Consider the following 25,298-nt stretch of genomic DNA (forward strand, 5'->3'; position numbering starts at 1 on the left):
CTCTTTGATGAGTGTGAAAAGGATCAGCTGCTTTGCCGCTTCTGCAGCTGGAAGTCGAGGGTCAGCGCCGAGCCCATGACGGGTTCACCGGCCAGCTGACGCAAGATGAGATCGGCCGCCTCCTGCCCCATCCGCTGATAGGGGATGCGAACCGAGGTGAGGGCCGGGTAGCAGGCGCGCGCCACGTCCAGATCGTCGAAACCGGCGATGGCGAGCTTGCCCGGCACGTTCAGGTGGCGACGCTGGCATTCGAACAGTACCCCGGCCGCCAGCTCGTCGTTGACGCAGACCAGCGCATCCAGCTCGGGCCAGCGCAGCAGAAACTCCCCCAGCATGGCCGCCCCGGTGCTGAAGCTGGGTCGCTCCGAGGTGTTGATGATGGCGTCGGGGGAGAGGTAGTTGTCCAGCAGCGCCTTCTGCCAGCCCTGCATGCGCTGCTGCAGCATCCACTGCTCCTGGCGGGCGCAGAGAAAACCGATATTGCGGTAGCCGCGCTCGATGAGGTGGCGGGTCAGCTGATAGCCGGCATCGAAGTTGGAGACCCCGACGTTCATGTCGATGGGGCTGCGGGCCATGGCCCCCACCTCCACCACCGGCAGGCGAGCCGCCTTCAGCCGCTGGCGGATGGTCTCGCCGGGATCGCTGCCAAACAGTACCACGGCCGCCGGATTGTGCTGCAGAAAGCTGGTCAGCAGGCTCTCTTCCTGCTGTTTCAGGTGCTGGGCATCCCCCAGCATGATCTGGTAACCCTCCCGGCGCAGGCTCTGCTGCAGCCCGGCGATCACCTCGCCGCAGCCGCAGTCGGTCAGGCTGGGCACGATCACCACTATGGTCTGGGAGGTGGCGGATGCCAGCGCCCCCGCCGCCCGGTTGGGGATATAGCCGAGTTCATCCACCGCCGCCTCGATGCGCTCGCGCATCTTGTCGGATACCAGCTCGGGGGTACGCAGGGCGCGCGACACCGTCATGGCCCCCACGCCGGCCAGCTGGGCCACATCGTTGAGGGTCACCCGACCCGTGCTACGGCGTTTCTTCGCTTCTGACATCCTTTCCCTTCCTCGGCATACGGGTACTCACTTTAAGGCAAAAGCGGGGCACTGACTATTTGCTCAAACCGGATTTTACCCCCTTTGAGGCCGACAAGGGGCAGGATGAATCCCTTCTGTGAGAGAAATGATAGCGCTATCACAGATCGATGTTAGCGCTATCTGGTAGCGCTAACTTTCGCGATCAGGCTCACAGTTATCAGCCGGCAAGATCGCTAGATTGGCGCCATCTTATCCAGCCCGGACACTGCCATGCTGACCCAATTGCTGACCGAGGAGGTCATTTCCATCGAAGCGGGCGCCCGCGACTGGCGTCACGCCATCGAGCTGGCCACCGCCCCCCTGCTGGCCAACGGCACCATAGAGCCCTCCTATGTGGCGGCGCTCTACCGCTCCCACGAGGAGCTCGGCCCCTACTACGTGCTGGGCCCGGGCCTGGCCATGCCTCACGCCCGCCCGGAAGACGGCGTCAACCGGCTGGGACTGGCGCTGATCGTGCTGAAGGAGGGGGTCAACTTCGGCTTCGAGGGCAACGACCCGGTCCGGCTGCTGGTAACCCTGGCCGCCAGCGACAGCAACTCCCACGTGGAGACCATCGCCCAGCTGGCCGAGCTGTTCATGAATGAAGAAGACGTGGCGGCCATCATGGCGGCCACCAGCAAAGACGACATCCTGCGCATCCTGGCGCGTTATTGAGTGGCGCCCTGCGCCCGACAGAGGAAGAGAACATGAAGATTCTGGTTGTATGCGGACACGGCCTGGGCACCAGCCTGATGATGGAGATGAGCATCAAGAGCATTCTCAAGGAGCTGGCCGTGACGGCCGAGGTGGATCACCGGGATCTCGCCTCCGCCGGCAGCGAGAGGGCCGAGATCTTTGTCGCCACCCGCGACATCGCCGAACAGCTGGTCAGCATGGGGGTCGACGGCCGGCTGGTATCGCTGGACAACATGGTCGACAAGGCCGCCATGAAAGAAAAACTCGCCATCGCCCTGCGCGAGCTGGGCGCACTCTAACCCCGTTGCGACTGTCTGGGCGGCCGGTGAGCCGCCGCTTCCATCTGCTTGGAGCTGACCATGGAATTTTTCAATTTTCTGATGTTTGACGTGCTGTCGGAGCCGGCCGTGCTGGTTGGCCTGATCGCCCTCATCGGCCTGATCGCCCAGAAGAAACCGGTGACCGAGTGCATCAAGGGCACGGTCAAGACCATCATGGGCTTCGTCATCCTGGGGGCCGGCGCCACCCTGGTGGTGAACTCCCTCGGCGACTTCGCCACCATCTTCCAGCACGCCTTCGGCATCAAGGGGGTGGTGCCCAACAACGAGGCCATCGTCTCCATCGCCCAGCAGTCGTTCGGCAAGGAGATGGCGATGATCATGTTCTTCGCCATGCTGGTGAACATCCTGATCGCCCGGCTCACCCCGTGGAAGTTCATCTTCCTGACCGGTCACCACACCCTGTTCATGTCGATGATGGTGGCGGCCATCCTCTCCGCCGGCGGCATGAGCGGCATCCCGCTCATCGCGGTGGGCAGCCTGGTGGTCGGCGTGACCATGGTGCTGTTCCCGGCCCTCGCCCACCCCTACATGAAGCAGATCACCGGCTCCGATGACGTGGCGCTCGGCCACTTCTCCACCTGCTCCTACGTGCTGGCCGGCTGGATCGGCGCCAAGTTCGGCAACAAGGCCCACAGCAGCGAAGAGGTGCAGGTGCCCAAGAGCCTGCTGTTCCTGCGCGATACCCCGGTGGCCATCTCCTTCACCATGGGGATCATCTTCCTCATCACCTCCGCCTTCGCCGGGCCCGAGTTCGTCGCCAGCGTCGCCAAGGGCAAGCACTGGTTCATGTTCTCCCTGATGCAGTCCATCACCTTCGCCGCCGGGGTCTACGTGATCCTGCAGGGGGTACGGATGGTCATCGCCGAAATCGTGCCGGCCTTCAAGGGGATCTCCGACAAGCTGGTGCCCAACGCCAAGCCGGCGCTGGACTGCCCCATCGTCTTCCCCTACGCCCCCAATGCGGTGCTGATCGGCTTCCTGTCGAGCTTTGCCGCCGGGCTGGTGGGCATGGTGCTGCTCTACCTGCTGGGGCTCACCGTCATCATTCCGGGCGTCGTGCCACACTTCTTCGTCGGCGCGGCGGCCGGGGTGTTCGGCAACGCCACCGGCGGCCGTCGCGGCGCCCTGTTGGGGGCCTTCGCCAACGGCCTGCTGATCACCTTCCTGCCGGTGTTCCTGCTGCCGGTGCTGGGGGATCTCGGCTTTGCCAACACCACCTTCAGCGATGCCGACTTCGGCGTGGTGGGCATACTGCTCGGCCTGATCGTGCGCTAACCCTCAGCCCGCACGACAAACAAAAACGGAGCGCGAAGCGCTCCGTTTTTTATGCCCACCACTCCCGACTCAGTCGTTCTCCAGGCTGGCGAGGCAGTGAGACAGGGTGCGTGCCAGCGCCCCCTGGTTGCGCAGCACCACGGCGCGAGCCTGCTCGCCCATCTCCCGGCGCCGGCTCTCGTCGGCCAGCAGACTGCTCACCTGCTCCCCCAGCTCGGCGGCATCGGCCACCACGGCCGCGCCACCCTGAGCCACCAGCTGGCGGGTGATGTCGCTGAAGTTGAAGTAGGCGGGGCCGCTCAGGCAGGGTTTGCCGAGCGCAGCAGGCTCCAGCAGGTTGTGGCCGCCCACCTTGACCAGGCTGCCGCCGACGAAGGCCACGTCGGCCGCCGCCAGCATCAGCGGCAGCTCGCCCATGGTATCCCCCAGGTAGACCTTGTCGCGCTCGCCCACCGCACTGCCCGCCGTGCGCCGCACGCAGCCGTAGGGGGCGCACAGCGCCGCCACCCGCTCGAACCGCTCGGGGTGGCGCGGCACCAGGATCAGCAGGGCTGACGGCTGCGCCGCGAGCACCCGGTCGAAGGCGGCCAGCACCTGCTCGTCCTCTCCCTGATGGGTGCTGGCGGCGATCCAGACCGGTCGCTCCGCCCCCAGCAGCTGGCGCAGGGCACGGCCCTTGGCCTGTACCTGCTCATCGAGCTGGATGTCGAACTTGATGGAGCCGGTCACCGCCAGCCGCTCGCGCCCCAACCCCAGCCGATGGAAGCGATCCGCGTCGTCCTGGTGCTGGCAGAGCAGGTGGGTCAGCGGCCGGCTGAGGGCATCGAAGGCGCCCTGAAAACGGGCGTAACGCCGGCAGGATCGCTCCGAGAGGCGGGCATTGATGATGGTCACCGGCAGGTGGCGCGCCTCGCAGGCGGCCAGCCAGTTCGGCCACAGTTCGGTTTCCATCACCCAGAGCGCGCGCGGTTTGACGGCCTTAAGAAACGCCGCCACCGCCCAGGGGTAGTCGAGCGGCGCGTAGCGGTGCTCCACCAGATCCCCCAGCCTGGCGGCCTGCTCGGCGCCGGTGCGGGTGGTGGTGGTGAGCAGGATCGGCAAGAAGGGCCGCTCGGCCTTGAGGGCGCGGATGAGGGGGCTGATGGCCAGCGTCTCCCCCACGCTCACCGCATGGATCCAGAGCGGCGCCTCCTGCCCGGTGGCGGGCGTTAGCCCCAGGTGCTCGGCCCAGCGCTTGCCAAAACCGGGCTTGCCCTTCTTCGGCTTGTAGAGCGCCAGCAATGCCAGCGGCAGCCCCAGGTGGATCAGCAGGTTGTAGAGCAGCCGATAGCCCATGCTAGTGCGGCTCCCCGCGCTTGCCCGGCTCGGCGACAAAACGGGGCGGTTCGCCGGGCGCCAGCGGCGGGGCCGGCGTCTCGCTGCACTCCAGCCGGCGGCCGGCCTCGATGACCTGCTCCGGCATCAGCTCGATCAGGCACTTGAGGTGACCGAACTTGCAGGTGCGCTTGAAGCAGGGGCGGCACTCGATGTCGGTGTGGACGATCTCGACCCGGTCCGCCAGCGGCGGGGTGTAGAGCGGCGAGGTGGAGCCATAGACCCCGATCAGCGGCCGGTTGAGGGCGGCGGCAACGTGCATCAGGCCGGAGTCGTTGGCGATCACCCGCCCGGCCAGCGCCATCAGGTCGATCGCCTCGTACAGGCTGGTCTTGCCCGCCAGCACGTGGCAGTTGGGGCGCGACAGCGGATTGATCCGGTCACGGATGGTATTGGCCACCGCCGCGTCCTTGCCGGAGCCAAAGATCCACACCTGCCAGCCCTCGTCGAGGTGCTTTTGTGCCACCACGGCGTAGTGGCCCTCCGGCCAGCGCTTGGCCGGGCCGAACTCGGCCCCCGGGCAGAGCACCAGCACCGGACGGGCGCGATCCAGCCCGAGCCGCGTCAGCGCCTTCTCCTGATTGACGAGATCGACGTTGAGGGCCGGCTGGGGGATGGTCGGGATGTCGGCCCGGCTCTTCATCTGCGCCTTGGGATAGGCCAGTGCCAGGTAGGCCTCCACCATCAGCGGAAAAGCGGACTTGTTGCTGCGCATGTCGTTGAGCAGACCGAAGCGGTGCTCGCCCTTCCAGCCGGTGCGCACCGGGATGCGGGCAAACCAGGGGATCAGCGCCGACTTCATGGAGTTGGGCTGGATGATGGCCTGATCGTACTTTTCGGCCGCCAGCTGCTTGCCGAGCCGACGGCGGGCTCCCAGCTTGAAGTCGCCGTGGCCGAGCGGCATCGGGATGGCCTTGTCCACCTCCGGCATCCGCTCCAGCAGGGCACCACACCAGGCGGGCGCCATCACGTGCAGCTCGCTGTCGGGGTGGTTCGCCTTGATCGCCTTGTAGAGGCTCTGGGACATCACCATGTCGCCGACCCAGGAGGGGCCGATCACCAATATTTTCATCTCGCACTTCTCCAGGGCCACGCCCTGCGGTTAATCGTTGCTGGCCGAGATTATGCCCGAAGAATGGCCCGAGAAATAACAGAAGATCCCCGCACCACCCGCTCTCACGCCAAAAAATAATCCATTTGAAACTGACTAAACCCCGACAGCCGGAACCATGCTCCGCCTGCCGTTTTAGGCTAGAATGGGCGCCAATTTGAGCATGGCCCGCCAGTCGGGCGCCAACAAGAGCCTTTAATCCGTGAACAAACCGACTCTGGCGGCTGTCCTTATCGTCAAGAATGAAGCCGAAAACCTGCGCCCCTGCCTCGCCTCCCTCGACGGACTGGTCGACGAGATCGTCATCATGGACTCCGGCAGCCAGGACGAGACCCCGGCCATCGCCGCCGAATTCGGCGCCCGCTTCTTCGTCAACCCGGTGTGGCCGGGCTTCGGCCGCCAGCGCCGGCTCGCCCAGTCCCACGTGCAATCCGACTGGGTGCTGTGGCTGGATGCGGACGAGCGGCTCACCCCCGAGCTGAAAGCCGCCATCGCCGCCGTCATGGCCAACCCGGCCAGCGACACCATCTACTCGCTCCCGCGCCTCTCCTGGGTGTTCGGCCGCTTCATCCGCCACAGCGGCTGGTACCCGGACCGGGTGCTGCGCCTCTATCCCAAGGATCTCACCAGCTACAACGAGGTGCTGGTGCACGAGAAGGTGGAGGTGCGCGCCAACATGAAGATCGTCAACCTGCACGGCGACCTGCTCCATTTCACCTATCGGGATCTGGAGCACTACCTGGTCAAGTCCGCCGGCTATGCCCGCGCCTGGGCCGATCAGCGCACCGCCCGCGGCAAGAAGGGCTCCCTCGGCCAGGGGCTGGTGCACGCGCTGGGCTGTTTCCTCAAGATGTACCTGCTCAAGGCAGGCTTCCTCGACGGCAAGCAGGGGCTCTTGCTGGCCATACTGTCGGCCCACTCCACCTTCGTGAAGTACGCCGACCTCTGGATCCGCCAGCAGCCGCAGGCACCGGAACAGGCGGACAAGTAAGCCGCCGCAGACAGGGCTGCCAGCGAGCAGCCCCCCATACGAGACAGGGCCCTTGAAGGGCCCTGTCTGCATTTGCGCTATCCGCTATCACTGCTCGCTGCGCCAGAACGGCGGTGCCCAGCGGGCGATCGCCGCCGCCATGGTCTTGGGATCGAGCTGGCTCATGTCTTCCGGGTGGTCGCTGTCTTCCGGCGGGCTGAACGCCAGGTGGCGCCCCTCGCTGTTGAGCGGACGCCAGCGCAGCGGCGTTGCCGAGCGGTGGGCCGGGAAGAAGCCGATGGTTGGCACATCCAGCGCCGCGGCTATGTGCAGCGGCCCTGTGCTGCCCGCCACGAACAGGGCGGCGTTGGCCATCACCTGGCAGAACTTGGGCAGCCCCTCCTCGGAGCGGTAGATCCAGCCGTTGCCGCCGTGGGCCAGCAGCTCGGCCGCCAGCTGTTCGGCGATCTTCTCCTCCCCCGGCCCCGCCGTCAGGATGCACTGCAACTCGGGACAGGCCTGGTTGAGCTTGATGATGAGGCGGGCGTACTGCTCGATGGAGAGGTTGTTGGCCGAGCCACCGCTGCCGGCATGCACCATCAGCCAGGGCCGACCGGCATCGAGCCGCAGGCGGGCGGCAACCTGCTCGCGTACCTGTTGCAGGCTCTTCGCATCGAAGCTGAGGTAGGGGCCCTGCGGCTCCACCGCGCTCACCTGCTGGTCGGCAAGGAAACGGCGCACCAGATCCAGGTTGTATTCGTACTCCGGCTTCTGGGAGCGGGAGCGACGCTGGATCAGGCGCTGGTTGTAGAGCACCTGGGCCAGCTTGGTGGCCGGCGCCAGCCGGTAGGGAATGTGCGCCTTCCACACCAGCATGGCGTTGCGGGAGTTGGAGAAGAGGCAGATGGAGGCATCGAAGGCGGCGGCCTTGATGCGCGCCTGCAAGGCGCGTTGCTGTTCCTTGTCGGCCCGTGAGCCCGGATCCAGGATGATCTCGTCAATCCAGGGGCAGAGGCGGGCCAACGGCGCCGTGTAGGCAGGAACCAGGGCAGTCACATGACACTCCATGGAGCGCTTGAGCATGGCAAAGCTCGGCCAGGCCAGCATGAAGTCACCAATCTTGTCATTGCGGACTACCAGAATACGTTTCATAAAAAATCCCTTTGCTCCCTGTCACCAATGCAAGGAGGCTTGATGCGCGGTGCGGGTATTCTTGCCTGATGTATCGCTATTCTCAAGCGAAGAGACCCGGTGACCCCGATTTGGATCGGCAAAGCCGGCCTTGGGGCGCCAAAACTCGCCCCAAGGCGGTCGCGCCAATCCCCCAACAGACCCTATAATGCGACCAAATTTCCCGGTTGCAGGAATCAGCAGCATGACCAACAAGGTAATCTATCCCGGCACCTTCGATCCCGTCACCAACGGCCATACCGACCTCATCGGCCGGGCCGCCAAACTGTTTGATGAAGTGGTGGTCGGGGTGGCCAACAGCCCGAGCAAGCGGCCGCTGTTCGATCTGGACGAGCGGGTGCAGCTGGCCCGCCAGGTGACCGCCCACCTGCCCAACGTCAAGGTGGTCGGCTTCTCCGGCCTCTTGGTAGATTTCGCCAAGGAGCAGCAGGCCAACGTGCTGATCCGCGGTCTGCGCGCCGTCTCCGACTTCGAATACGAGTTTCAGCTGGCCAACATGAACCGCCGTCTGATGCCGGAGCTGGAGAGCGTGTTCCTCACCCCGGCCGAGGAGAACTCCTTCATCTCCTCCACCCTGGTGAAGGAGGTCGCCCTGCACGGCGGCGACATTCGTCAATTCGTCGACCCCATAGTGGCGGCCGCCATCAAGGCCAAACAGACCAGATAACAACGAAACAGGCTACCCGAGGGTAGCCTGTTTGCTGTTGGTAGCTGCCTCAGCCCGCCAGACGCGGGCCCAGCAGCTGCTGGCCTGCCTGGGTCAGCTGATCGAGCCACTCGTAGCGGCGCCGGTACATGGCCCGCTTCTTGGAGGCGATCTCCTCCAGCGGTTTGCGCTGGGCGGGCTGCAGTCGCACGAAGTTGGCGTCCAGATCGGTGGCGCCGAACTCCTGCCACAGCTCGTCATAGTCCGCCTGCAGACAGGCCTTCTTCTTCTTGCTGTAGCGACGGGCCTGATAGATGTGGGCCTTCATCCGTACCGCCGAGATATGCTCGGCCTGCATCGCCTCGGCCAGCTGCATCACCAGCATCACCACCAGCGACTTGGGCCGCACACCGTGGCCCTCCTTGGTCAGCGCACGCACTTTGTCCTGCGCCTGCTCGATGCAGGGCTCCGGCCCTTGTACCGAACCGATCACTACCGCCAGCCGGTTGGGAGTGCCGGCCAGCGAGAAGGCGCAGCTGTAGAGCCGCTTGCCCTGCGGGTCGACGATGGAGAGGGCCAGCTCAGCCTCGCGGCGGAAGGTGCCGTCGTGGCGCAGCACGATGCGGCAGCCGCTCTCGGGATAACGGCCAAGTTCGATGCCATCCCCCAGATAGAGCGGGTCGATCAGATCCGGGTAGCGAGCCAGCATCAGCCGGTAGTGGTTTTCCAGCATCTCGGCCCGCTCGGTCGCGGTGGAGCCGGCGAAGCGATAGGGTCGCATCGGCTTGTCGAGCAGCTCGGGATAGTGGGCGGGCAGGGCCTTGAGCGGTTCGGCCTGGAACAGCTCGAACACCCGGCTCAGCTGTTGCCGATAGAGCAGGCTGCGCAGCACGAACTTGGCGCGATTGAAGGTCTTGCGGGCGCTGTCATCGGGATAGAGGAAGCGCGCCATTTTTTGGGCACAATAGTGCCCCTGCCGGGACAAATGGTCCCAGTCTATTGATTTAGCTGTCATTTTATTGTCTCAAACCGCCTGAACGGCCGAGATAGTAGTGACGGGCGAGCAAATATTCAACAGACTGGAAATACTCTCTTACAACTTGGCCGTTTCAGGCCGAAAAAACCGCGATTCAGCGCTGACAGTGGGAACAGAACACGGTCGTGCGCTGCCCAAGCCGGATTTCGCTGAGCAGGGTGTGGCAGTGAAAACAGGGCTGGCCGCCCCGCCCATAGACCTGCAACTGCTGCACGAAATAACCCGGTTTGCCGTCCGCACTGGTGAAATCCTTGAGGGTGGTGCCGCCCTGCCGAATCGCCTCGGCCAGCACCCGCTTTATCTCCCCTACCAGGGTGCCCAGCCGCTCGGCGCTGATATTGCCCGCCGCCCGCTTGGGATGAATGCCAGCGGCATAGAGCGCCTCGTTGGCGTAGATGTTGCCTACCCCGACCACCACCTGGTTGTCCATCAGGAAGGTTTTAATGGCAGTGCTGCGCCCCTTGGCGCGCTCACGCAGGTAATCGGCGTTGAAGGCGTCGGTGAGCGGCTCAGGCCCCAGCTTGACCAGCAGCGCGTGCGCCTCGGCCGGCTCGCGGGTCCACAGCAGGGCGCCGAAGCGGCGCGGATCGTTGAGCCGCAGCAGCTTGCCGTTCTCGAGCTCGATATCCACGTGATCGTGCTTCTCGGCCGGGGTGCCGATGTCCAGCACCCGCAGGCTGCCCGACATGCCCAGATGGAGGATGGCGGTACCGAAGTCGGTCTCCAGCAGCAGGTACTTGGCGCGGCGGCTGACCCGGTGGATGGTGAGGTCCACCAGCTCCTGGATCTCCCCCGGCACCGGCCAGCGCAGACGGCCGTCCCGCACCACCACCCTAGTGACCTTGATGCCGGTAAGCCAGGGCGAGATGCCCTGGCGGCTGACTTCGACTTCCGGTAATTCAGGCATGGGATCCTCGTGCTGACGCTGAAAAATGGGTTAGGGAGCGGGACGCAGCAGGCTGCGGTACTGCTCCTGGCTCAGGATGAGCCAGGTCGAGGGGGGCAGCAGGGCGGCAAACTTGCCGTCATCCTGATAGAGCCCCACCTCGATGGGGTCACTCTGGCCGGCGACCCAGATCTTGAGGGTAACCGGATTGCCGCGCACGGCTTCACCGGGTGGCAGCAGCCAGCCCTGCCAGGCCTCGATGTGCGCCGCCAGCTGGGTACTGTCGAGCCCCAGATCCGGCCCGCTGCGCCAGCCCTGCCCGATGCGCTCTATCTGCCAGCTCGGCCCCTGCCAGGTGAGCACCACGGCGCTCTCCGGCAACAGCGGACGCGCCCGCTTGGCGCTGTTTTCCTGCTGGGCGATCTCCAGCCGGTGCAACAGGGTGATCACGATCAGCACCACCACAATGATCACGTTGTTCCAGCCTCTGCGGCTCAATTTGAACATGACAAGCCTCCCTTCGAACCGGCAGTGTACTGAATTCCAGCCATAAAAAAACCCGGCACAGGGCCGGGTTTTTGGGAATGCAGCATCAAGTAATTACTTGATTTTGCCTTCCTTGTAGATCACATGCTGACGAACAACGGGATCAAATTTTTTGATTTCCATTTTTTCGGGCATGGTGCGCTTGTTTTTGGTAGTGGTATAGAAGTGACCAGTACCGGCGCTGGAGTTCAGGCGAATCTTCTCGCGAATACCTTTAGCCATGATCTAATTCCTTATACCTTAACACCGCTGGCGCGCAGTTCAGCCAGAACCACTTCAACGCCACGCTTGTCGATGATACGCATGCCTTTTGCGGATACGCGCAGGCTTACGAAGCGTTTTTCACTCTCAACCCAGAAACGGTGAGTGTGCAGGTTCGGCAGGAAACGACGCTTGGTAGCGTTGTTAGCGTGCGAACGGTTGTTACCAACTGCCGGGCGCTTGCCGGTTACTTGGCATACTCTAGACATGTCAGTCTCTCCAAATCTTACTTCATTGCTCGAGCAAATATCTGCCCCGCTGGCCTTCGATTGCGGGGCAAACAGAAGGCGGCATTTTATACAGCATCCGTGATCAAAGATCAACTAATACGGAGCCAGAGCACAGTCATAACCAACCGCGCTCGGCGAAAGAAACCGTGATGCCATCACCGATCACCAAGTGATCCAGCACTCTGATATCGATCAGGGCCAGGGCGGCCGTGATCCGATCCGTGATCTGGCGGTCGGCCCTACTGGGCTCGGCGACGCCGGACGGGTGATTATGCGCCAGAATCACGGCGGCTGCATTATGTTTGAGTGCGATCTGCACGATTTCTCTGGGCCAGACGCTCGCCGAGTCGAGGGTGCCGTAAAAAAGTTCAACGAATTGAATCACTCTGTGCTGATTGTCGAGCAGCAGCAGGGCAAACACCTCCCGCGGCCGATCCCGCAGCTGGGCCTGCAGATAGTCCCGGGTCAGCTGGGGCGAGGTGAGCGCATCCCCCCGTTGCAGCTGCTGCGCCAGATGACGTTTACCCATCTCCAGCACCGCCTGCAGCTGAGCATATTTAGCTGGGCCCAGGCCATGCGCCTCGCAGAAGGCACGTCGGTCCGCCCCCAGCAGATTGCGCAGCGATCCGAACTGATTCAACAGGTTGCGGGAGAGATCGACCGCACTCAAGCCACTGACCCCGGTGCGCAGGAAGATCGCCAGCAGCTCGGCATCGGACAAACCGCCCGGGCCGTGACGCAGCAGCTTCTCACGGGGTCGTTCATCCTCTGGCCACTCCTTGATGCTCATTTGTCTCTCCTTCGCGCTATTGAGAGAAAACATAGCAAAGAAATCACGGGAGCCCGGCCACAAGACCCCCATGTCAGCCTCTGTCGTCGACTGCTGCCTGTGGTATCTTAGCCGACCAGTCAGAGTGAGCCGGAAGAGAAACAGCAGATGAGATTGGCCGATAAACGCATCCTGTTGGGTGTCAGTGGCGGGATCGCCGCCTACAAGAGTGCCGAGCTGGTACGCCGCCTGAAAGATCAGGGTGCCGAGGTACGGGTGGTGATGACCCGCTCCGGCAAGGAGTTCATCACCCCGCTGACCCTGCAGGCCGTCTCCGGTCACCCGGTGGCCGACAGTCTGCTGGATCCCGCTGCCGAGGCGGGCATGGGCCACATCGAGCTGGCCAAGTGGGCCGATCTGGTGCTGATCGCCCCCGCCAGCGCCAATCTGATGGCCCGCATGGCCGCCGGCATGGCCGACGAGCTGCTCACCACCCTCTGCCTGGCTACTCCGGCACCGGTGGCGCTGGCGCCGGCCATGAACCAGCAGATGTATCTCAACGCCGCCACTCAGGCCAACCTCAAGACCCTCGCCAGCCGCGGCATCCTGCTGTGGGGGCCGGATTCCGGCAGCCAGGCATGCGGTGACGTGGGCCCGGGCCGGATGCTGGATCCCCTCGAGCTGGTTGAACGCTGCTGCCAGCAGCTCGCCGCCGAGCCGCTGCTGGCGGGCGTCAGACTGCTGCTAACCGCCGGGCCGACCCGTGAAGCGCTCGATCCGGTGCGCTACATCAGCAACCACAGCTCAGGCAAGATGGGCTATGCCATCGCCCGCGCCGCCCGTGAAGCGGGTGCCGAGGTGACACTGGTGAGCGGCCCGGTGGCACTGGCCACCCCAGCCGGCGTCACCCGCGTCGACGTCGAGAGCGCCGAGCAGATGCACCAGGCGGTCATGAGCCGGGTCGGCGAGAGCGACCTCTTCATCGGCTGCGCCGCCGTCGCCGATTACCGCCCCGCCCAGGTGGCCGAGCAGAAGATCAAGAAGACCGGCGACAACGACCAGATGCAGCTGACCCTGGTCAAAAACCCCGACATCATCGCCGCCGTGGGGGCCTTGTCAGACAAACCCTTCACCGTCGGATTTGCCGCAGAAACCGTGGATGTGGAACAATACGCCCTCGACAAACTGCAGCGTAAGCGGCTGGACATGATCGCCGCCAACGACGTATCCCGTGCGGGCCAGGGCTTCAATGCCGATGACAACGCCCTCACCGTGTTCTGGCAAGGGGGTCAAGCCCCTCTGCCCCTGGCCGATAAGCTGACGCTGGCTCGTCACCTGATTGCCCTGATTGCACGCCATTACCGGCGCTGAGCCAGTCAATCGACCACCTCCACTCCAATAAAAACGATTTATGACAACACAAATTGAACTGAAGATTCTGGATGCCCGCATCGGCACCGACTATCCGCTGCCTGCCTACGCCACACCGGGCTCCGCCGGCATGGATCTGCGCGCCCTGCTGGATGCCCCGCTGACGCTGGCCCCGGGTGATACCACCCTGGTACCAACCGGGCTGGCCATCCACATCCAGGATCCGGGCCTGTGCGCCACCATCCTGCCCCGCTCCGGCCTCGGCCATAAACACGGCATCGTGCTGGGCAACCTGGTCGGCCTCATCGATTCCGACTACCAGGGCCAGCTGATGGTCTCGGTATGGAACCGCGGCAAAGAGGCGTTCACCATGCAGCCCGGCGAGCGCATCGCCCAGCTGGTGATCATGCCGGTGGTTCAGGCCAGCTTCCAACTGGTCGATGAGTTCAATCAGAGCGAACGGGGTGAAGGCGGTTTTGGTTCTTCTGGTCGCCAATAACAGACCACACCGGCCCGAGCGGCGGTGCCTAATAACAGAATCAGGCCATTGTTTTTTTAGGGGAATCCATGGCAAGCAGTAATCAGAAACAGAGTCGGCGCGATCAGATCCTGCAGGCGCTCGCCCACATGCTGGAGACCAGCCCAGGCCAGCGCATCACCACGGCCCGTCTGGCGGCCGAGGTGGGGGTCTCCGAGGCTGCCCTCTATCGACATTTTCCCAGCAAGGCGCGGATGTTCGAGGGGCTGATCGACTTTATCGAAGATTCCCTGCTGTCACGGGTCAACCTGATCATGGCCGAAGAGAAGGACACCATGAGCCGCTGTCACCACATACTGCAGCTGCTGCTGGTGTTCGCCGAGCGCAATCCCGGTATCACCCGCATCCTCAACGGCGACGCCCTGCTGGGCGAGCACGACCGGCTGCGGGATCGCATCAGCATCCTGTTCGACAAGCTGGAGACCCAGATCAAGCAGGTGCTGCGGGAGAAACGGCTGCGCGAAGGTCAGGGCTTCCAGCTCGACGAAACCATGCTGGCCAACCTGTTACTGGCCTACACCGAAGGGCGGATCAGTCAGTTCGTCCGCTCCGAGTTCAAAATCAAGCCCACCGCCGGGTTTGAAGATCAGTGGCAGTTTATCCGCAGCCAGCTGCTGCAGAGCTGACAAGCTCAATGTGCGATCAGTAGCGGCCACGCCGCTCCAGACGGGTTGCAGTAAAGAGGGAGGCCTTGGCCTCCCTTGTTTTTTGTGGCACAAAAGAGGCGGTGAGCACCAGATGCGACCCGGACTGTCGCATGCCAATGTTAGATTCATGCGTCATAAACCTTTTATCGCCTGACAGGACACCCTATGGAACCCGAAATCATTACCGAAGCGCAGACCTGGCTGGTCAACAACCAGGGCCTGCTGATCGAGTATGCCGTCAACATCGCGGCCGCCCTGCTCACCCTGCTGGTCGGCTACATCGCCGCCAACCTCATCAGCGGCGCCGTGGTCAAGGTGATGCAGTCCCGCAAGCTGGACACCACTGTCACCCACTTCGTCGGCAGCATCCTCAAGTACGCCATCCTGGTATTCGTGGTGATCGCCGCGCTGGGCCGGGTCGGGGTGCAGACCGCCTCCTTCGTCGCCATTATCGGTGCCGCCGGTCTGGCCATCGGTCTGGCGCTGCAGGGCTCGCTCTCCAACTTCGCCGCCGGCTTCCTGCTGATCATCTTCCGCCCCATCAAGGCAGGCGAGTTCATCGAGGTGGCAGGCACCAATGGCGTGGTGCAATCCGTTCAGCTGTTCACCACCACCCTCACCTCAGGTGACAACAAGATGGTGGTGGTGCCCAACTCCGCCATCCTCAACGGCACTATCGTCAACTACTCGCGCATGGATACCCGCCGCGTCGACATGACCTTCGGCATCGGCTACGGCTCGGATCTCCGCAAGGCCAAGCAGATCCTGGAGCGGCTGGTGAACGAAGAGCCGCGCATCCTCAAGGAGCCGGCCACCACCATCGCCGTCGCCGCGCTGGCCGACTCCTCGGTCAACATAGTCGTTCGCCCCTGGGTCAAGACCGGCGACTACTGGGGAGTCTGGTTCGACTTCCACGAGAAGGTGAAGCTCACCTTCGATGCCGAAGGCATCGAGATCCCCTTCCCGCAGATGGTCATGCACATGCAAAAGCCGCAGGCGTAAACGCGGTTTTGCAGCCACCCACAATGCCAGCCTTCGGGCTGGCATTGTCGTCTCTGGCCTCGGCAGGGGTGAACACGACCATAAAAAAAGCCGGCCACAATGGGCCGGACTTTGTTTTCAGCATTCCGGGGCGTCGGCTTACACCAGCCGACGTGCCACCCGGTTGAGCAGCGGTTGCACCAGCACATATCCCCCCAGCACGGCACCGATCACCGCCAGTACCCGCAGCGGCAAGGTAGGGGCTGCACTGGTCAGCACCAGGGTCAACAGGCCGATGAGGCCGGTGGCGATCAGGCTAAGGGCAAACAGGGACAACACAGCTTTCATAGCGATCTCCTCATTCCAGACAGTAGCCATCCCTGGGAGATCTCGTCCATGCGACACCCATGCTAGCCATCTTGGGCCACCGACAATTTGCGCCTGCGCATGAAATGAGCGAAAAGGCGCCTATCGAATACTCTTTTGGCTGCCATGCCAGGTTGCCACCCCGTCCACAGCAATGCCTCGCCCTGAAAGCCCTTTCAACGGCGGCAAGCCCGACCAAGTATGCGCAAACGCAAGATCCGGCAGCCATGGGTGACTCATAATCGCAGCGTTTTGGTTGTAAACTCGGTCGATGGCAGACAATTGGTAAAGCTCTGTTACACGGGCCGCACCATGGGCTCGGTATAATGGGCCCGGTATAGTGCTCGAATAATAAGGTTTGGCGGGAGCCTTGCCTGCAAGGTTCATACACAACTTGGAAGACTGATAATCCTATGAAAAACATCAATCCAACCCAGACCCAGGCCTGGCAGGTACTGGAAGCCCACTTTGCAGCGAACAAAGAGACCCGGCTCAAGGATCTGTTCGCCCAGGATCCCCAGCGTTTCGACAAATTCTCCCTCACCTTCGGCGGCGACATCCTGGTCGACTACTCCAAGAACCTGATCACCGAAGAAACCCTCAAGTTGCTGATTGATCTGGCCAAAGAGACCGATCTTCGCAGCGCGATCGATGCCATGTTCAATGGCGACAAGATCAACATGACCGAAGGCCGCTCCGTACTGCACGTGGCCCTGCGCAACCGCTCCGACCGCCCCATCGAGTGTGACGGCAAGGATGTGATGCCGGAAGTGAACGCCGTACTGGCCAAGATGAAAGGCTTCTGCGAGAAGATCATCAGCGGCGAATGGAAAGGCTACACCGGCAAGGCGATCCAGCACGTGGTCAACATCGGCATCGGTGGCTCCGATCTGGGCCCGGTGATGATCACCGAGGCGTTGCGTCCCTACAAAAACCACCTGCAGATGCACTTCGTCTCCAACGTCGATGGCACCCACATCGCCGAGACCCTGAAGAAGATCGATCCGGAAACCACCCTGTTCCTGGTGGCCTCCAAGACCTTCACTACCCAGGAGACCATGACTAACGCCCTGACCGCCCGCGACTGGTTCATCAAGATCGCCGGTGACAAGGCCCACGTTGCCAAGCACTTCGCTGCGCTCTCCACCAACGGCAAGGCCGTGGCCGAGTTCGGCATCGACACCAACAACATGTTCGAGTTCTGGGACTGGGTTGGCGGCCGCTACTCCTCCTGGTCTGCCATCGGCATGCCCATCGCCTTGTCTGTCGGTTTCGACAACTTCGAGGCCCTGCTGCAAGGCGCCTTCGAGATGGACATGCACTTCGCCACGGCCTCCTATGAGCAGAACGTGCCGGTGCTGCTGGCACTGATCGGCCTGTGGTACAACAACTTCCATGGTGCCGAGTCCGAAGCCATTCTGCCGTACGATCAGTACATGCACCGCTTCCCTGCCTACTTCCAGCAGGGCAACATGGAGTCCAACGGCAAGTACGTGGATCGCAACGGCAAGCCGGTTGACTACCAGACCGGCCCCATCATCTGGGGTGAGCCTGGCACCAACGGCCAGCACGCCTTCTACCAGCTGATCCACCAGGGCACCAAGCTGATCCCCTGTGACTTCCTGGCCCCGGCCATCAGCCACAACCCGATCGGTGACCACCACCCGAAACTGCTGGCCAACTTCTTCGCCCAGACCGAGGCACTGGCCTTCGGCAAGAGCAAGGAACAGGTCGAAGCCGAGTTCCTAGCGGCTGGCAAAACCCTGGAGCAGGTCAAGGATCTGGTGCCGTTCAAGGTGTTCGAGGGCAACCGCCCGACCAACTCCATCCTGTTCAAGAGCCTGACCCCGAAAACCCTGGGTGCTCTGATCGCCATGTACGAGCACAAGATCTTCGTACAGGGCGCAATCTGGAACATCTTCAGCTTCGACCAGTGGGGCGTGGAGCTGGGCAAACAGCTGGCCAACAAGATCCTGCCGGAGCTCAACACTGCCGAGGCTGTCACCAGCCACGACTGCTCCACCAACGGCCTGATCAACACCTGGAAAGCGTGGAAAGCCTGATTTAGCCAGCCTTTCTGAATGCAAAAGCCCCGCTCGATGAGCGGGGCTTTTTTATGGCTGTCGGGCTGGTTTTGCTGGCTGGCCGGTCGGGTGTCCAGCCCGACCGGCGACGGGGATCGTCATCCCCGCCCCTTCATCATCTAGCCCGATGCCGGCTTAACCGCCAACGGCGATACGCTTCATGTCCTTCATGTAACCGCGCAGCACCTGCCCGATCGCTTCGATGGGGTGGTTGCGGGTCGCCTCGTTGGCCGCCAGCAGCGCCAGGTTGTCGACGCTCTGCCCTTCCGCCTTGCTGGCACCCAGGTCGCCCGCTTTCAGGGTCGGCATGAAGTGCTCGCGCAGCAAGGGCACCGCGGCGTTGGCGAACAGGTAGTTGCCGTACTCGGCGGTGTCGGAGATGACCACGTTCATCTCGTACAGACGCTTGCGGGCGACTGTGTTGGCGATCAGCGGCAGCTCGTGCAGGGATTCGTAGTAGGCGGACTCTTCATAGATGCCGGAGGCCACCATGGTCTCGAACGCCAGCTCGACACCCGCCTTGACCATGGCCACCATCACCACGCCATTGTCGAAGTACTCCTGCTCGGCAATCTTGCCTGCAAACGCCGGGGCGTTTTCGAAGGCGGACTTGCCGGTCTCTTCACGCCAGCCGAACAGCTTGGCATCGTCTTCGGCCCAGTCGGCCATCATGCCGCGGGAGAATTCACCGGCGATGATGTCGTCCATGTGCTTCTCGAACAGCGGGCGCATCAGGGTCTTGAGCTGCTCGGAGAGCTCGAAGGCACGCAGCTTGGCCGGGTTGGACAGGCGGTCCATCATCAGGCTGATGCCACCCTGCTTCAGGGCTTCGGTGATGGTCTCCCAACCGAACTGGATCAGCTTGCCGGCGTAGGCCGGGTCTGTGCCCTCGGCAACCAGCTTGTCGTAGCAGAGCAGGGAACCGGCCTGCAGCATGCCGCAGAGGATGGTCTGCTCGCCCATCAGGTCGGATTTCACTTCCGCCACGAAGGAGGACTCCAGCACGCCCGCACGGTCGCCGCCGGTGGCAGAGGCCCACGCCTTGGCGATGGCCATGCCTTCACCCTTGGGATCGTTCTCCGGGTGAACGGCGATCAGGGTCGGTACGCCGAAGCCGCGCTTGTACTCTTCACGCACTTCGGTACCCGGGCACTTGGGTGCGACCATCACGACCGTGATGTCGGAGCGGATCTGCTGACCCTCTTCCACCACGTTGAAGCCGTGGGAGTAGCCCAGTGCGGCGCCCTGCTTCATCAGCGGCATCACGGTTTTGACCACGTCGGAGTGCTGCTTGTCCGGGGTCAGGTTCAGCACCAGATCGGCGGTCGGGATCAGCTCTTCATAGGTGCCGACCTCGAAGCCGTTGTCGGTAGCCTTCTGCCAGGAGGCACGCTTCTCGGTGATGGCGGCCTTGCGCAGGGCGTAGGAGATATCCAGCCCGGAGTCGCGCATGTTCAGGCCTTGGTTCAGACCCTGGGCACCACAGCCCACAATCACCACCTTCTTGCCCTTCAGCACGTTGCAGCCGTCCGCGAACTCTTCGCGCTGCATGAAACGACACTTGCCCAGCTGGGCCAACTGCTGACGCAGGTTCAAGGTGTTGAAATAGTTAGCCATGGTGATTGCTCCGTTCGATTGATTCCATGCCGGATGGCGGCGTTGTCGAAACCACTATAGCGCGGGACACTTATTGCCTGAACTGATATATTCGAAACAGTACGTTGCAATAATTGAAACGTTAACCCTTCATGATCACATGGCGGGAGCGAACCACCCACCGCTGGATATCGGGCAGACATCCAGCGCCAGGAGCTGAAAGATGGACCTTCGCAATCTCGAGCTGTTTCTCCACCTCGCCGACTCCCTCCACTTCGGCAAGAGCGCCGACGCCATGGCGGTCAGCCCCTCCACTCTCAGCCGCGCCATCCAGCGGCTGGAGCAGGAGACCGGCTGCGTGCTGTTCGAGCGGGACAATCGTTCGGTGCGGCTCACTGTGGCGGGCGAGAAGCTGCGCGAGTTTGGTGGAGAGCTGCTGCAGGAGTGGCGTCAGCTCAAGCAGGAGCTCAAACGCAGCGATGAGCCGCTGCAGGGTCGGCTGCGGGTGTTCTGCTCGGTCACCGCCAGCTACTTCCTGCTGCCCGAGGTGCTGGAGCGCTTTCGCCGCCGCTATCCCCAGCTGGAGATCAAACTGGAGACCGGCGACCCGGCGCTGGCGGTGGACAAGATCCTGGCCGACGAGGCCGATCTCGCCATCGCCGCCCGCCCCGATGCCCTCTCGTCCAAGCTGGAGTTTGCCAGCCTGCAGCAGGTACCGCTGGTGTTCATCGCCCCCCGCACCGCACCGCAGCAGAGCCAGTGGTTCTCCCAGGGCGAACCTGACTGGGAGCGGCTGCCGCTGATCCTCTCGGAGCAGGGGCTGGCCCGCAAACGCTGCGATCAATGGCTGCGCAACAAAGGGATCGCCCCCAACATCTATGCGGAAGTGGCGGGCAACGAGGGGATTGTCGCCATGGTGGCGCTCGGCTTTGGCGTGGGACTGGTGCCGGCGGCGGTGATCGACCATAGCCCCATGGGTGAGAAGGTACGCATCGTCGAGCCCAAGCCGGCGCTCAAACCATTCGATGTCGGCATCGCGGTGCTCAAGAAGCGGCTGGAGGAGCCGCTGATCCGCGCCTTCTGGGATACGGCGCGGGGACAGGGATCACTGCGCTGACAAGGCGGGCAACACAGGTGCATAGATGAGCGAGGGATCCTGCATCATGGCGCGGCTGCCGGCCGGCAGATCCGGATTGCTCAGCTCCAGCATCACCCGCCGATCGAGCTGCAGCCGCCGGATGGTGCTGCCAAAACCCGCCTCGAATATCCGCTCATAGTCACCGGACTGGCGGGCCCGCTGCAGCCCCAGCTCGATGCGCTTGGCCAGCTCCGGATACCTGGGTGAGACGAAAAACAACAGCGCCAGCGGATAGCGAAACACCAGGTGGGGTTCGATGGCCAGATCAGGATGCTGTGTGAGCTCATCCTCGATCTCGATGACCGAGCGCAGAAAGCAGTCGAAGCGCCGCTTGCGCAGCATGTTGAACAGGGCCTCATAGAGGCCGCCCACCACCACGTCGAGGCCGTTCTCCTTGAGCAGACGAGTATCAGGCCAGGATCTGTGCTGGCCGATGCGAAGCCCGGCCTGCTGCCAGTCGATCAGCGATCGTATGTTGGCGAACCGCCCCTCGTCCCCTTGCCGAACGAGGCACACCCGCCAGCCCAGCAACCCTTTTGCCAACGGAACATGAATGGCCAGCAGGGTGCGCACGCGCTCCTCATCGGGCGCAAACACCCCGACCTGCACCAGTTCGCCCCCCTGCAACTCCTTGACCGCCCGACCCTGCTCCATCGGCGGGCTGGCAATCAGCCGATAGGGACCATATTCAGGCACGGTCAGATCGAGGGAGAGTCGCAACAGACCAGCCACGGCGGGATTGGGGTGATCAAGCAGCAGATTCCAGGCCCTGATGGGGGTCTCGGCCGCCTGCACACTGCCAGCCAGCAGAATGACGCACCACAGCCAGCTCCTGATCATTGCACTCCTCCCCTTGTCACTTCCTCACTATAACCTCTCCTCCTCTACCGCCGGGCGCGTGGCAGCACGGATATGTGAGCGACTCGATGTCAAATATGACAGTAGCTACGGCAAGGGGCAGATCAGAGACTAGACTGAACGTTCAACCTGAGTGGAAGAGGGAGTCCTGCCATGATGTCCAATCTGATCGAAATCAACAGCTCGCTGCTGTTCGACGAGTACCTGCAAAGCCTGGGGGTACCCTCAACCTTGCTGGATCAGGAACAGGACATCTATCTGCAGGAGCACCACCTGGCAGCGGTACGCCAGATCCAGGGTGAACTGAGGTTTTACCTCCGCGCCAACGCCCTCACCAAGCAGTGATCCGCAGCCGGTCACAGAACCGGCGCTGAATGCATATTAAACTGGCACCATCCGCCACCCACGGGAGTGCCCATGAAACCAAGCGGCCTGGATCGGCTCTTCAAACCCCAGTCAATCGCCGTCATCGGCGCCTCGACCGACCCGCAGAAGGCCGGTCACGTAGTCATAAGGCACCTGCTCGCCGGCCAGTTCAAGGGCCCCATCCTGCCGGTCAGCCCGCACAGCAAAGCCATTGCCGGCGTGCTGGCCTATCCCGACATCGACAACCTCCCCCTTGCCCCTGACCTCGCCATCGTCTGTACCCGGCGGGAACGGGTACTGACCCTCATCGAGGCGCTCGGCAAGCTAGGAGCGGGTGCCGCCATCATACTGGCGGCCGATTTCACCCCACCTGAGCGCGAACAACTGCAGCGACTGAGCCGGCAATACGACATCCGCCTGCTCGGCCCCAACAGCATGGGGATGTTGTTGCCGGGTCAGGGCATCAATGCCAGCTTCTCACCGATTGCCGCCAAGCCCGGTCAGGTCGCCTTTCTCTCCCAGTCGGCCGCCGTCAGCACCACCATTCTGGATTGGGCCAAACAGCATGAGCTCGGCTTCTCGGCCTTCATCTCCCTTGGCGATCACTGCGATATCAACTTCGGCCAGCTGCTGGATCAGCTCTCCCGCGACAGCGTGACCCGCGCCATCCTGCTCTACATGGACAAGCTGCAGGATGCCCGCCATTTTCTCTCGGCCGCCCGTGCCGCCGCGCGCAACAAGCCCATCCTGGTGCTCAAGAGTGGCCGCCATGAACCGGACAACGGGCTCGACAACGTCTATGACGCCGCCATCCGTCGCGCCGGCATGCTGCGGGTACGGGATACCCACGAACTGTTTGCCGCTGTTGAAACCCTGAGCCACTCCCTGACCCTCAAGGGGGAGCGGCTCGCCATCATCTCCAACGGCCGTGGCCTGGCCAACATGGCGATCGACAAGCTGCTGGAGCGCGGTGGCAAGCTGGCGATGCCGCCCCGCGACATCGGCAGCGATGCCGACATCAATGACTATCAACAGGCTCTCGACGACCTGCTGCAAGGGGACGAGGCTGACGCCATCCTGCTCATCCATGCCCCTTCACTCACCGCCCGCGGCGCCGCCTTGGCCCGCAGCCTGATCGACTACGTCAAACAGCATCCCAGGGCCAGACGCTTCAATATCCTGACCAACTGGGCGGGGGAATATTCGGCCCAGGAGGGGCGTCGTCTATTCAGCGAGGCGGGATTCCCCACCTACCGCACCCCGGAGAGTGCGGTCGCCGCCTTCATGCATATGGTGGAGTACCGCCGTAACCAGAAGCAGCTGATGGAAACCCCTGCATCGCTGCAGGGTGACAGGCTCGACGTCGACCAGTGCCAACTGCTGATCCGGCAGGCGCTGGAACGCAAACAGCTCACCCTCGACACCCATCTGGCACACCCCATTCTGCAGGCCGCAGGGCTCTCTACCCTGCCGACCTGGATCGTCTCCGATGCCATCGAGGCCACCCTGACCGCGGAGCAGATCGGCTATCCGGTCGCGGTCAAGCTGCGCTCGCCAGACATACTCCACAAGTCGGCCGTACACGGCGTCATGCTCAACCTGCGCACCTCGACCGAAGTCGCCCAGGCTGCGGACGCCATTCTGGATCGAGTCAGGCAGCACGACCCCGGTGCCCGCATCGAAGGCCTGCTGGTACAGCGGATGGCACGGCGCAGCGGTGGCCTGGAGCTGCGGATCCGGCTGCAACAAGACCCGGTGTTCGGCCCCGTCATCCTGCTCGGGGAATCAGGTGCCGAGCCGCAGGAGATGATGGCTGCCCTGCCGCCACTCAACCAGGCGCTGGCACGCTACCAGATCATAGGGGCGCTCAAGAGTCGCAAGATCCGCGAACAAGCCAGTCCGGAACGACTCGATATCGATGCCCTCGGCCAGGTGCTGTGCCAGCTGTCGGAGCTGCTGCTCGCCTTCCCCGAGATCCAGCAGCTGGATCTGCACCCGCTGCAGGCCTGCGGCGCCGAGATGGTGGTGCTGGACGCCAGCCTGACCCTGCAACCCCATGAAGAAGGCAGCTGCAGGCTGGCTATCCGTCCCTATCCCACCGAGCTGGAAGAGGGGGCCTGGCTCAAGGATCAGAGCCATGTGCTGCTGCGCCCCATCCGACCGGAGGATGAACCTGCCCACAAGCAATTTGTCCTCAAGGTATCGGATGAAGACAGGTACAAACGCTTCTTCGCCGATGTGGGGGAGCTGGGGCACGAAGAGCTGGCCCGCATGACCCAGATCGATTACGACCGGGAGATGGCCTTTGTCGCCGTGGGACAGGATGGGGAACGAAAAGATCAGATTTTAGGGGTGGTTCGCGCCATTTCGACGCCGGACCTGAGCGATGCCGAGTTTGCCATTCTGGTACGGTCCGACCTGAAAGGGTTGGGGCTTGGCAAACTGATGATGGAGAAGATTGTGCGTTATGCCAGGGAGCGCGGCATTGGCCAGCTGTCGGGCATGACCATGCCCAGCAACCGCGGCATGATCAACCTGGCCAAACGGCTTGGCTTCAAGATCGATATCCAGCTGGAAGATGGGGTAGTCAACATGGAGCTGCCCTGTGCGGAGCGAGCAGAGGGGGAATAGCACGGGAAACTGTGCATAAATGGCTGAATTTCAGGCAATAAAAAAGCCCGCTCAAATGAGCGGGCTTCTTCAATTGGGTGCCTGGCAGTGTCCTACTCTCGCATGGCGAATGCCACACTACCATCGGCGCTACAGCGTTTCACTTCTGAGTTCGGCATGGGGTCAGGTGGTTCCACTGCGCTATTGCCGCCAGGCAAAATCTTCAATCTGAAAAAGCTGATTTAATTCTTCGTTCTCGGTATCTGCTACAAGTCTTCGAACACTTCTTGGGTGTTGTATGGTTAAGCCTCACGGGTAATTAGTATGGGTTAGCTCAACACGTC

General features: G+C 62.9%; 26 protein-coding genes and 1 rRNA gene. 13 read left to right on the top strand and 14 right to left on the bottom strand.

Features of this window, described 5'->3' with window-relative positions; all coding sequences use genetic code 11:
- Positions 1 to 23 precede the first annotated feature (23 nt).
- Positions 24 to 1,046 carry a LacI family DNA-binding transcriptional regulator gene (locus AB5Y81_RS13265; protein WP_017766511.1) on the bottom strand — a complete coding sequence of 341 codons (1,023 nt, stop codon included), beginning with the start codon at positions 1,044 to 1,046 and terminating at the stop codon, positions 24 to 26.
- Positions 1,047 to 1,298: 252 nt separating this feature from the next.
- On the opposite strand from AB5Y81_RS13265, the gene AB5Y81_RS13270 reads away from it, so the two are divergent.
- The 3 genes from AB5Y81_RS13270 to AB5Y81_RS13280 are packed head-to-tail and all read left to right on the top strand — an operon-like array spanning position 1,299 to position 3,379.
- Complete coding sequence (locus AB5Y81_RS13270; RefSeq protein ID WP_279485045.1) at positions 1,299 to 1,742, top strand: PTS sugar transporter subunit IIA; 444 nt, start codon at positions 1,299 to 1,301, stop codon at positions 1,740 to 1,742.
- A gap of 32 nt (positions 1,743 to 1,774) precedes the next feature.
- Positions 1,775 to 2,062, top strand: coding sequence for a PTS sugar transporter subunit IIB (locus AB5Y81_RS13275; RefSeq protein WP_026142047.1), 288 nt, complete (start codon positions 1,775 to 1,777; stop codon positions 2,060 to 2,062).
- A 60-nt stretch (positions 2,063 to 2,122) separates the two neighbouring features.
- The gene (locus AB5Y81_RS13280) at positions 2,123 to 3,379 is read left to right on the top strand and encodes a PTS ascorbate transporter subunit IIC (RefSeq protein WP_011704190.1); all 1,257 of its coding nucleotides are present in this window, start codon (positions 2,123 to 2,125) and stop codon (positions 3,377 to 3,379) included.
- Between the two features lie 69 nt (positions 3,380 to 3,448).
- Here the strand turns inward: AB5Y81_RS13280 and waaA are convergent, their stop codons facing one another.
- The gene (gene waaA, locus AB5Y81_RS13285; RefSeq protein ID WP_279485046.1) at positions 3,449 to 4,714 is read right to left on the bottom strand and encodes a lipid IV(A) 3-deoxy-D-manno-octulosonic acid transferase; all 1,266 of its coding nucleotides are present in this window, start codon (positions 4,712 to 4,714) and stop codon (positions 3,449 to 3,451) included.
- 1 nt (position 4,715) lies between these two features.
- Positions 4,716 to 5,825, bottom strand: a complete 1,110-nt coding sequence (gene waaF, locus AB5Y81_RS13290; protein WP_279485047.1) for a lipopolysaccharide heptosyltransferase II — start codon at positions 5,823 to 5,825, stop codon at positions 4,716 to 4,718.
- A gap of 241 nt (positions 5,826 to 6,066) precedes the next feature.
- On the opposite strand from waaF, the gene AB5Y81_RS13295 reads away from it, so the two are divergent.
- Positions 6,067 to 6,855 carry a glycosyltransferase family 2 protein gene (locus tag AB5Y81_RS13295; RefSeq protein WP_279485048.1) on the top strand — a complete coding sequence of 263 codons (789 nt, stop codon included), beginning with the start codon at positions 6,067 to 6,069 and terminating at the stop codon, positions 6,853 to 6,855.
- Positions 6,856 to 6,942: 87 nt separating this feature from the next.
- Here the strand turns inward: AB5Y81_RS13295 and AB5Y81_RS13300 are convergent, their stop codons facing one another.
- Positions 6,943 to 7,986, bottom strand: a complete 1,044-nt coding sequence (locus AB5Y81_RS13300) for a glycosyltransferase family 9 protein (RefSeq protein WP_010635522.1) — start codon at positions 7,984 to 7,986, stop codon at positions 6,943 to 6,945.
- Between the two features lie 223 nt (positions 7,987 to 8,209).
- On the opposite strand from AB5Y81_RS13300, the gene coaD reads away from it, so the two are divergent.
- Entirely contained in the window at positions 8,210 to 8,692 is a 483-nt protein-coding gene (gene coaD / locus AB5Y81_RS13305; protein WP_279485049.1) for a pantetheine-phosphate adenylyltransferase, read from the top strand.
- Between the two features lie 49 nt (positions 8,693 to 8,741).
- Here coaD and AB5Y81_RS13310 read toward each other — a convergent pair whose 3' ends face one another.
- From AB5Y81_RS13310 to radC, 6 genes are all read right to left on the bottom strand, one after another.
- Positions 8,742 to 9,623, bottom strand: a complete 882-nt coding sequence (locus AB5Y81_RS13310) for a VirK/YbjX family protein (protein WP_279485050.1) — start codon at positions 9,621 to 9,623, stop codon at positions 8,742 to 8,744.
- 178 nt (positions 9,624 to 9,801) lie between these two features.
- Positions 9,802 to 10,614: a bifunctional DNA-formamidopyrimidine glycosylase/DNA-(apurinic or apyrimidinic site) lyase gene (gene mutM, locus AB5Y81_RS13315; RefSeq protein WP_017780814.1), complete on the bottom strand. Its 813-nt coding sequence runs from the start codon at positions 10,612 to 10,614 to the stop codon at positions 9,802 to 9,804.
- A 30-nt stretch (positions 10,615 to 10,644) separates the two neighbouring features.
- Positions 10,645 to 11,100 (bottom strand): hypothetical protein, encoded by a 456-nt coding sequence (locus AB5Y81_RS13320; RefSeq protein WP_017780813.1) that lies wholly within the window; start codon positions 11,098 to 11,100, stop codon positions 10,645 to 10,647.
- 93 nt (positions 11,101 to 11,193) lie between these two features.
- Positions 11,194 to 11,361: a 50S ribosomal protein L33 gene (rpmG, locus tag AB5Y81_RS13325; protein WP_005307500.1), complete on the bottom strand. Its 168-nt coding sequence runs from the start codon at positions 11,359 to 11,361 to the stop codon at positions 11,194 to 11,196.
- An 11-nt stretch (positions 11,362 to 11,372) separates the two neighbouring features.
- Positions 11,373 to 11,609, bottom strand: a complete 237-nt coding sequence (rpmB, locus tag AB5Y81_RS13330) for a 50S ribosomal protein L28 (RefSeq protein ID WP_005307492.1) — start codon at positions 11,607 to 11,609, stop codon at positions 11,373 to 11,375.
- Between the two features lie 136 nt (positions 11,610 to 11,745).
- A complete protein-coding gene (gene radC, locus AB5Y81_RS13335) occupies positions 11,746 to 12,420 on the bottom strand; it encodes a DNA repair protein RadC (RefSeq protein WP_005307485.1) in 675 nt (224 codons plus the stop codon).
- Between the two features lie 147 nt (positions 12,421 to 12,567).
- On the opposite strand from radC, the gene coaBC reads away from it, so the two are divergent.
- From coaBC to AB5Y81_RS13355, 4 genes are all read left to right on the top strand, one after another.
- Positions 12,568 to 13,770: a bifunctional phosphopantothenoylcysteine decarboxylase/phosphopantothenate--cysteine ligase CoaBC gene (gene coaBC / locus AB5Y81_RS13340; protein ID WP_279485051.1), complete on the top strand. Its 1,203-nt coding sequence runs from the start codon at positions 12,568 to 12,570 to the stop codon at positions 13,768 to 13,770.
- 40 nt (positions 13,771 to 13,810) lie between these two features.
- Complete coding sequence (gene dut / locus AB5Y81_RS13345; protein WP_005307478.1) at positions 13,811 to 14,269, top strand: dUTP diphosphatase; 459 nt, start codon at positions 13,811 to 13,813, stop codon at positions 14,267 to 14,269.
- A gap of 68 nt (positions 14,270 to 14,337) precedes the next feature.
- Positions 14,338 to 14,934 (top strand): nucleoid occlusion factor SlmA, encoded by a 597-nt coding sequence (slmA, locus tag AB5Y81_RS13350; RefSeq protein ID WP_005307475.1) that lies wholly within the window; start codon positions 14,338 to 14,340, stop codon positions 14,932 to 14,934.
- 186 nt (positions 14,935 to 15,120) lie between these two features.
- Positions 15,121 to 15,957, top strand: coding sequence for a mechanosensitive ion channel domain-containing protein (locus AB5Y81_RS13355; RefSeq protein ID WP_005307473.1), 837 nt, complete (start codon positions 15,121 to 15,123; stop codon positions 15,955 to 15,957).
- 138 nt (positions 15,958 to 16,095) lie between these two features.
- Here AB5Y81_RS13355 and AB5Y81_RS13360 read toward each other — a convergent pair whose 3' ends face one another.
- On the bottom strand, positions 16,096 to 16,284 hold the full coding sequence (locus AB5Y81_RS13360) for a holin (protein WP_005307469.1): 189 nt from the start codon (positions 16,282 to 16,284) through the stop codon (positions 16,096 to 16,098).
- Between the two features lie 431 nt (positions 16,285 to 16,715).
- Between AB5Y81_RS13360 and pgi the strand changes: the two genes are divergently transcribed.
- A complete protein-coding gene (gene pgi, locus AB5Y81_RS13365; protein ID WP_279485052.1) occupies positions 16,716 to 18,365 on the top strand; it encodes a glucose-6-phosphate isomerase in 1,650 nt (549 codons plus the stop codon).
- 156 nt (positions 18,366 to 18,521) lie between these two features.
- On the opposite strand, the gene ilvC is transcribed toward pgi, so the two are convergent.
- On the bottom strand, positions 18,522 to 20,003 hold the full coding sequence (gene ilvC / locus AB5Y81_RS13370) for a ketol-acid reductoisomerase (RefSeq protein ID WP_017780811.1): 1,482 nt from the start codon (positions 20,001 to 20,003) through the stop codon (positions 18,522 to 18,524).
- A 202-nt stretch (positions 20,004 to 20,205) separates the two neighbouring features.
- Here ilvC and ilvY point away from each other — a divergent pair, with 202 nt between their 5' ends.
- Complete coding sequence (ilvY, locus tag AB5Y81_RS13375) at positions 20,206 to 21,099, top strand: HTH-type transcriptional activator IlvY (protein ID WP_201990626.1); 894 nt, start codon at positions 20,206 to 20,208, stop codon at positions 21,097 to 21,099.
- On the opposite strand, the gene AB5Y81_RS13380 is transcribed toward ilvY, so the two are convergent.
- Positions 21,088 to 21,960 carry a transporter substrate-binding domain-containing protein gene (locus AB5Y81_RS13380; protein ID WP_216973643.1) on the bottom strand — a complete coding sequence of 291 codons (873 nt, stop codon included), beginning with the start codon at positions 21,958 to 21,960 and terminating at the stop codon, positions 21,088 to 21,090. The genes ilvY and AB5Y81_RS13380 overlap by 12 nt on opposite strands.
- 171 nt (positions 21,961 to 22,131) lie before the next feature.
- Between AB5Y81_RS13380 and AB5Y81_RS13385 the strand changes: the two genes are divergently transcribed.
- A complete protein-coding gene (locus tag AB5Y81_RS13385) occupies positions 22,132 to 22,323 on the top strand; it encodes a hypothetical protein (protein ID WP_005307455.1) in 192 nt (63 codons plus the stop codon).
- A 72-nt stretch (positions 22,324 to 22,395) separates the two neighbouring features.
- Positions 22,396 to 24,975, top strand: coding sequence for a bifunctional acetate--CoA ligase family protein/GNAT family N-acetyltransferase (locus tag AB5Y81_RS13390; protein WP_279485053.1), 2,580 nt, complete (start codon positions 22,396 to 22,398; stop codon positions 24,973 to 24,975).
- A 79-nt stretch (positions 24,976 to 25,054) separates the two neighbouring features.
- Here the strand turns inward: AB5Y81_RS13390 and rrf are convergent.
- Positions 25,055 to 25,169: ribosomal RNA gene (gene rrf, locus AB5Y81_RS13395) — 5S ribosomal RNA — on the bottom strand.
- Between the last annotated feature and the right edge of the window lie 129 nt (positions 25,170 to 25,298).

The sequence above is a fragment of the Aeromonas sp. s2 genome, from assembly GCF_040907935.1.
Taxonomy (GTDB): Bacteria; Pseudomonadota; Gammaproteobacteria; order Enterobacterales; family Aeromonadaceae; genus Aeromonas; species Aeromonas dhakensis.

Coding starts and splice junctions, on each gene's coding strand:
- waaF (WP_279485047.1), bottom strand. CDS start 5,825: ATGAAAATATTGGTGATCGGCCCCTCCTGGGTCGGCGACATGGTGATG.
- waaA (WP_279485046.1), bottom strand. CDS start 4,714: ATGGGCTATCGGCTGCTCTACAACCTGCTGATCCACCTGGGGCTGCCG.
- AB5Y81_RS13355 (WP_005307473.1), top strand. CDS start 15,121: ATGGAACCCGAAATCATTACCGAAGCGCAGACCTGGCTGGTCAACAAC.
- AB5Y81_RS13310 (WP_279485050.1), bottom strand. CDS start 9,623: ATGGCGCGCTTCCTCTATCCCGATGACAGCGCCCGCAAGACCTTCAAT.
- pgi (WP_279485052.1), top strand. CDS start 16,716: ATGAAAAACATCAATCCAACCCAGACCCAGGCCTGGCAGGTACTGGAA.
- coaBC (WP_279485051.1), top strand. CDS start 12,568: ATGAGATTGGCCGATAAACGCATCCTGTTGGGTGTCAGTGGCGGGATC.
- AB5Y81_RS13385 (WP_005307455.1), top strand. CDS start 22,132: ATGATGTCCAATCTGATCGAAATCAACAGCTCGCTGCTGTTCGACGAG.
- ilvC (WP_017780811.1), bottom strand. CDS start 20,003: ATGGCTAACTATTTCAACACCTTGAACCTGCGTCAGCAGTTGGCCCAG.
- rpmG (WP_005307500.1), bottom strand. CDS start 11,361: ATGGCTAAAGGTATTCGCGAGAAGATTCGCCTGAACTCCAGCGCCGGT.
- AB5Y81_RS13270 (WP_279485045.1), top strand. CDS start 1,299: ATGCTGACCCAATTGCTGACCGAGGAGGTCATTTCCATCGAAGCGGGC.
- AB5Y81_RS13275 (WP_026142047.1), top strand. CDS start 1,775: ATGAAGATTCTGGTTGTATGCGGACACGGCCTGGGCACCAGCCTGATG.
- dut (WP_005307478.1), top strand. CDS start 13,811: ATGACAACACAAATTGAACTGAAGATTCTGGATGCCCGCATCGGCACC.
- AB5Y81_RS13265 (WP_017766511.1), bottom strand. CDS start 1,046: ATGTCAGAAGCGAAGAAACGCCGTAGCACGGGTCGGGTGACCCTCAAC.
- AB5Y81_RS13390 (WP_279485053.1), top strand. CDS start 22,396: ATGAAACCAAGCGGCCTGGATCGGCTCTTCAAACCCCAGTCAATCGCC.
- coaD (WP_279485049.1), top strand. CDS start 8,210: ATGACCAACAAGGTAATCTATCCCGGCACCTTCGATCCCGTCACCAAC.
- mutM (WP_017780814.1), bottom strand. CDS start 10,614: ATGCCTGAATTACCGGAAGTCGAAGTCAGCCGCCAGGGCATCTCGCCC.
- ilvY (WP_201990626.1), top strand. CDS start 20,206: ATGGACCTTCGCAATCTCGAGCTGTTTCTCCACCTCGCCGACTCCCTC.
- rpmB (WP_005307492.1), bottom strand. CDS start 11,609: ATGTCTAGAGTATGCCAAGTAACCGGCAAGCGCCCGGCAGTTGGTAAC.
- AB5Y81_RS13380 (WP_216973643.1), bottom strand. CDS start 21,960: ATGATCAGGAGCTGGCTGTGGTGCGTCATTCTGCTGGCTGGCAGTGTG.
- slmA (WP_005307475.1), top strand. CDS start 14,338: ATGGCAAGCAGTAATCAGAAACAGAGTCGGCGCGATCAGATCCTGCAG.
- AB5Y81_RS13360 (WP_005307469.1), bottom strand. CDS start 16,284: ATGAAAGCTGTGTTGTCCCTGTTTGCCCTTAGCCTGATCGCCACCGGC.
- AB5Y81_RS13300 (WP_010635522.1), bottom strand. CDS start 7,986: ATGAAACGTATTCTGGTAGTCCGCAATGACAAGATTGGTGACTTCATG.
- radC (WP_005307485.1), bottom strand. CDS start 12,420: ATGAGCATCAAGGAGTGGCCAGAGGATGAACGACCCCGTGAGAAGCTG.
- AB5Y81_RS13320 (WP_017780813.1), bottom strand. CDS start 11,100: ATGTTCAAATTGAGCCGCAGAGGCTGGAACAACGTGATCATTGTGGTG.
- AB5Y81_RS13280 (WP_011704190.1), top strand. CDS start 2,123: ATGGAATTTTTCAATTTTCTGATGTTTGACGTGCTGTCGGAGCCGGCC.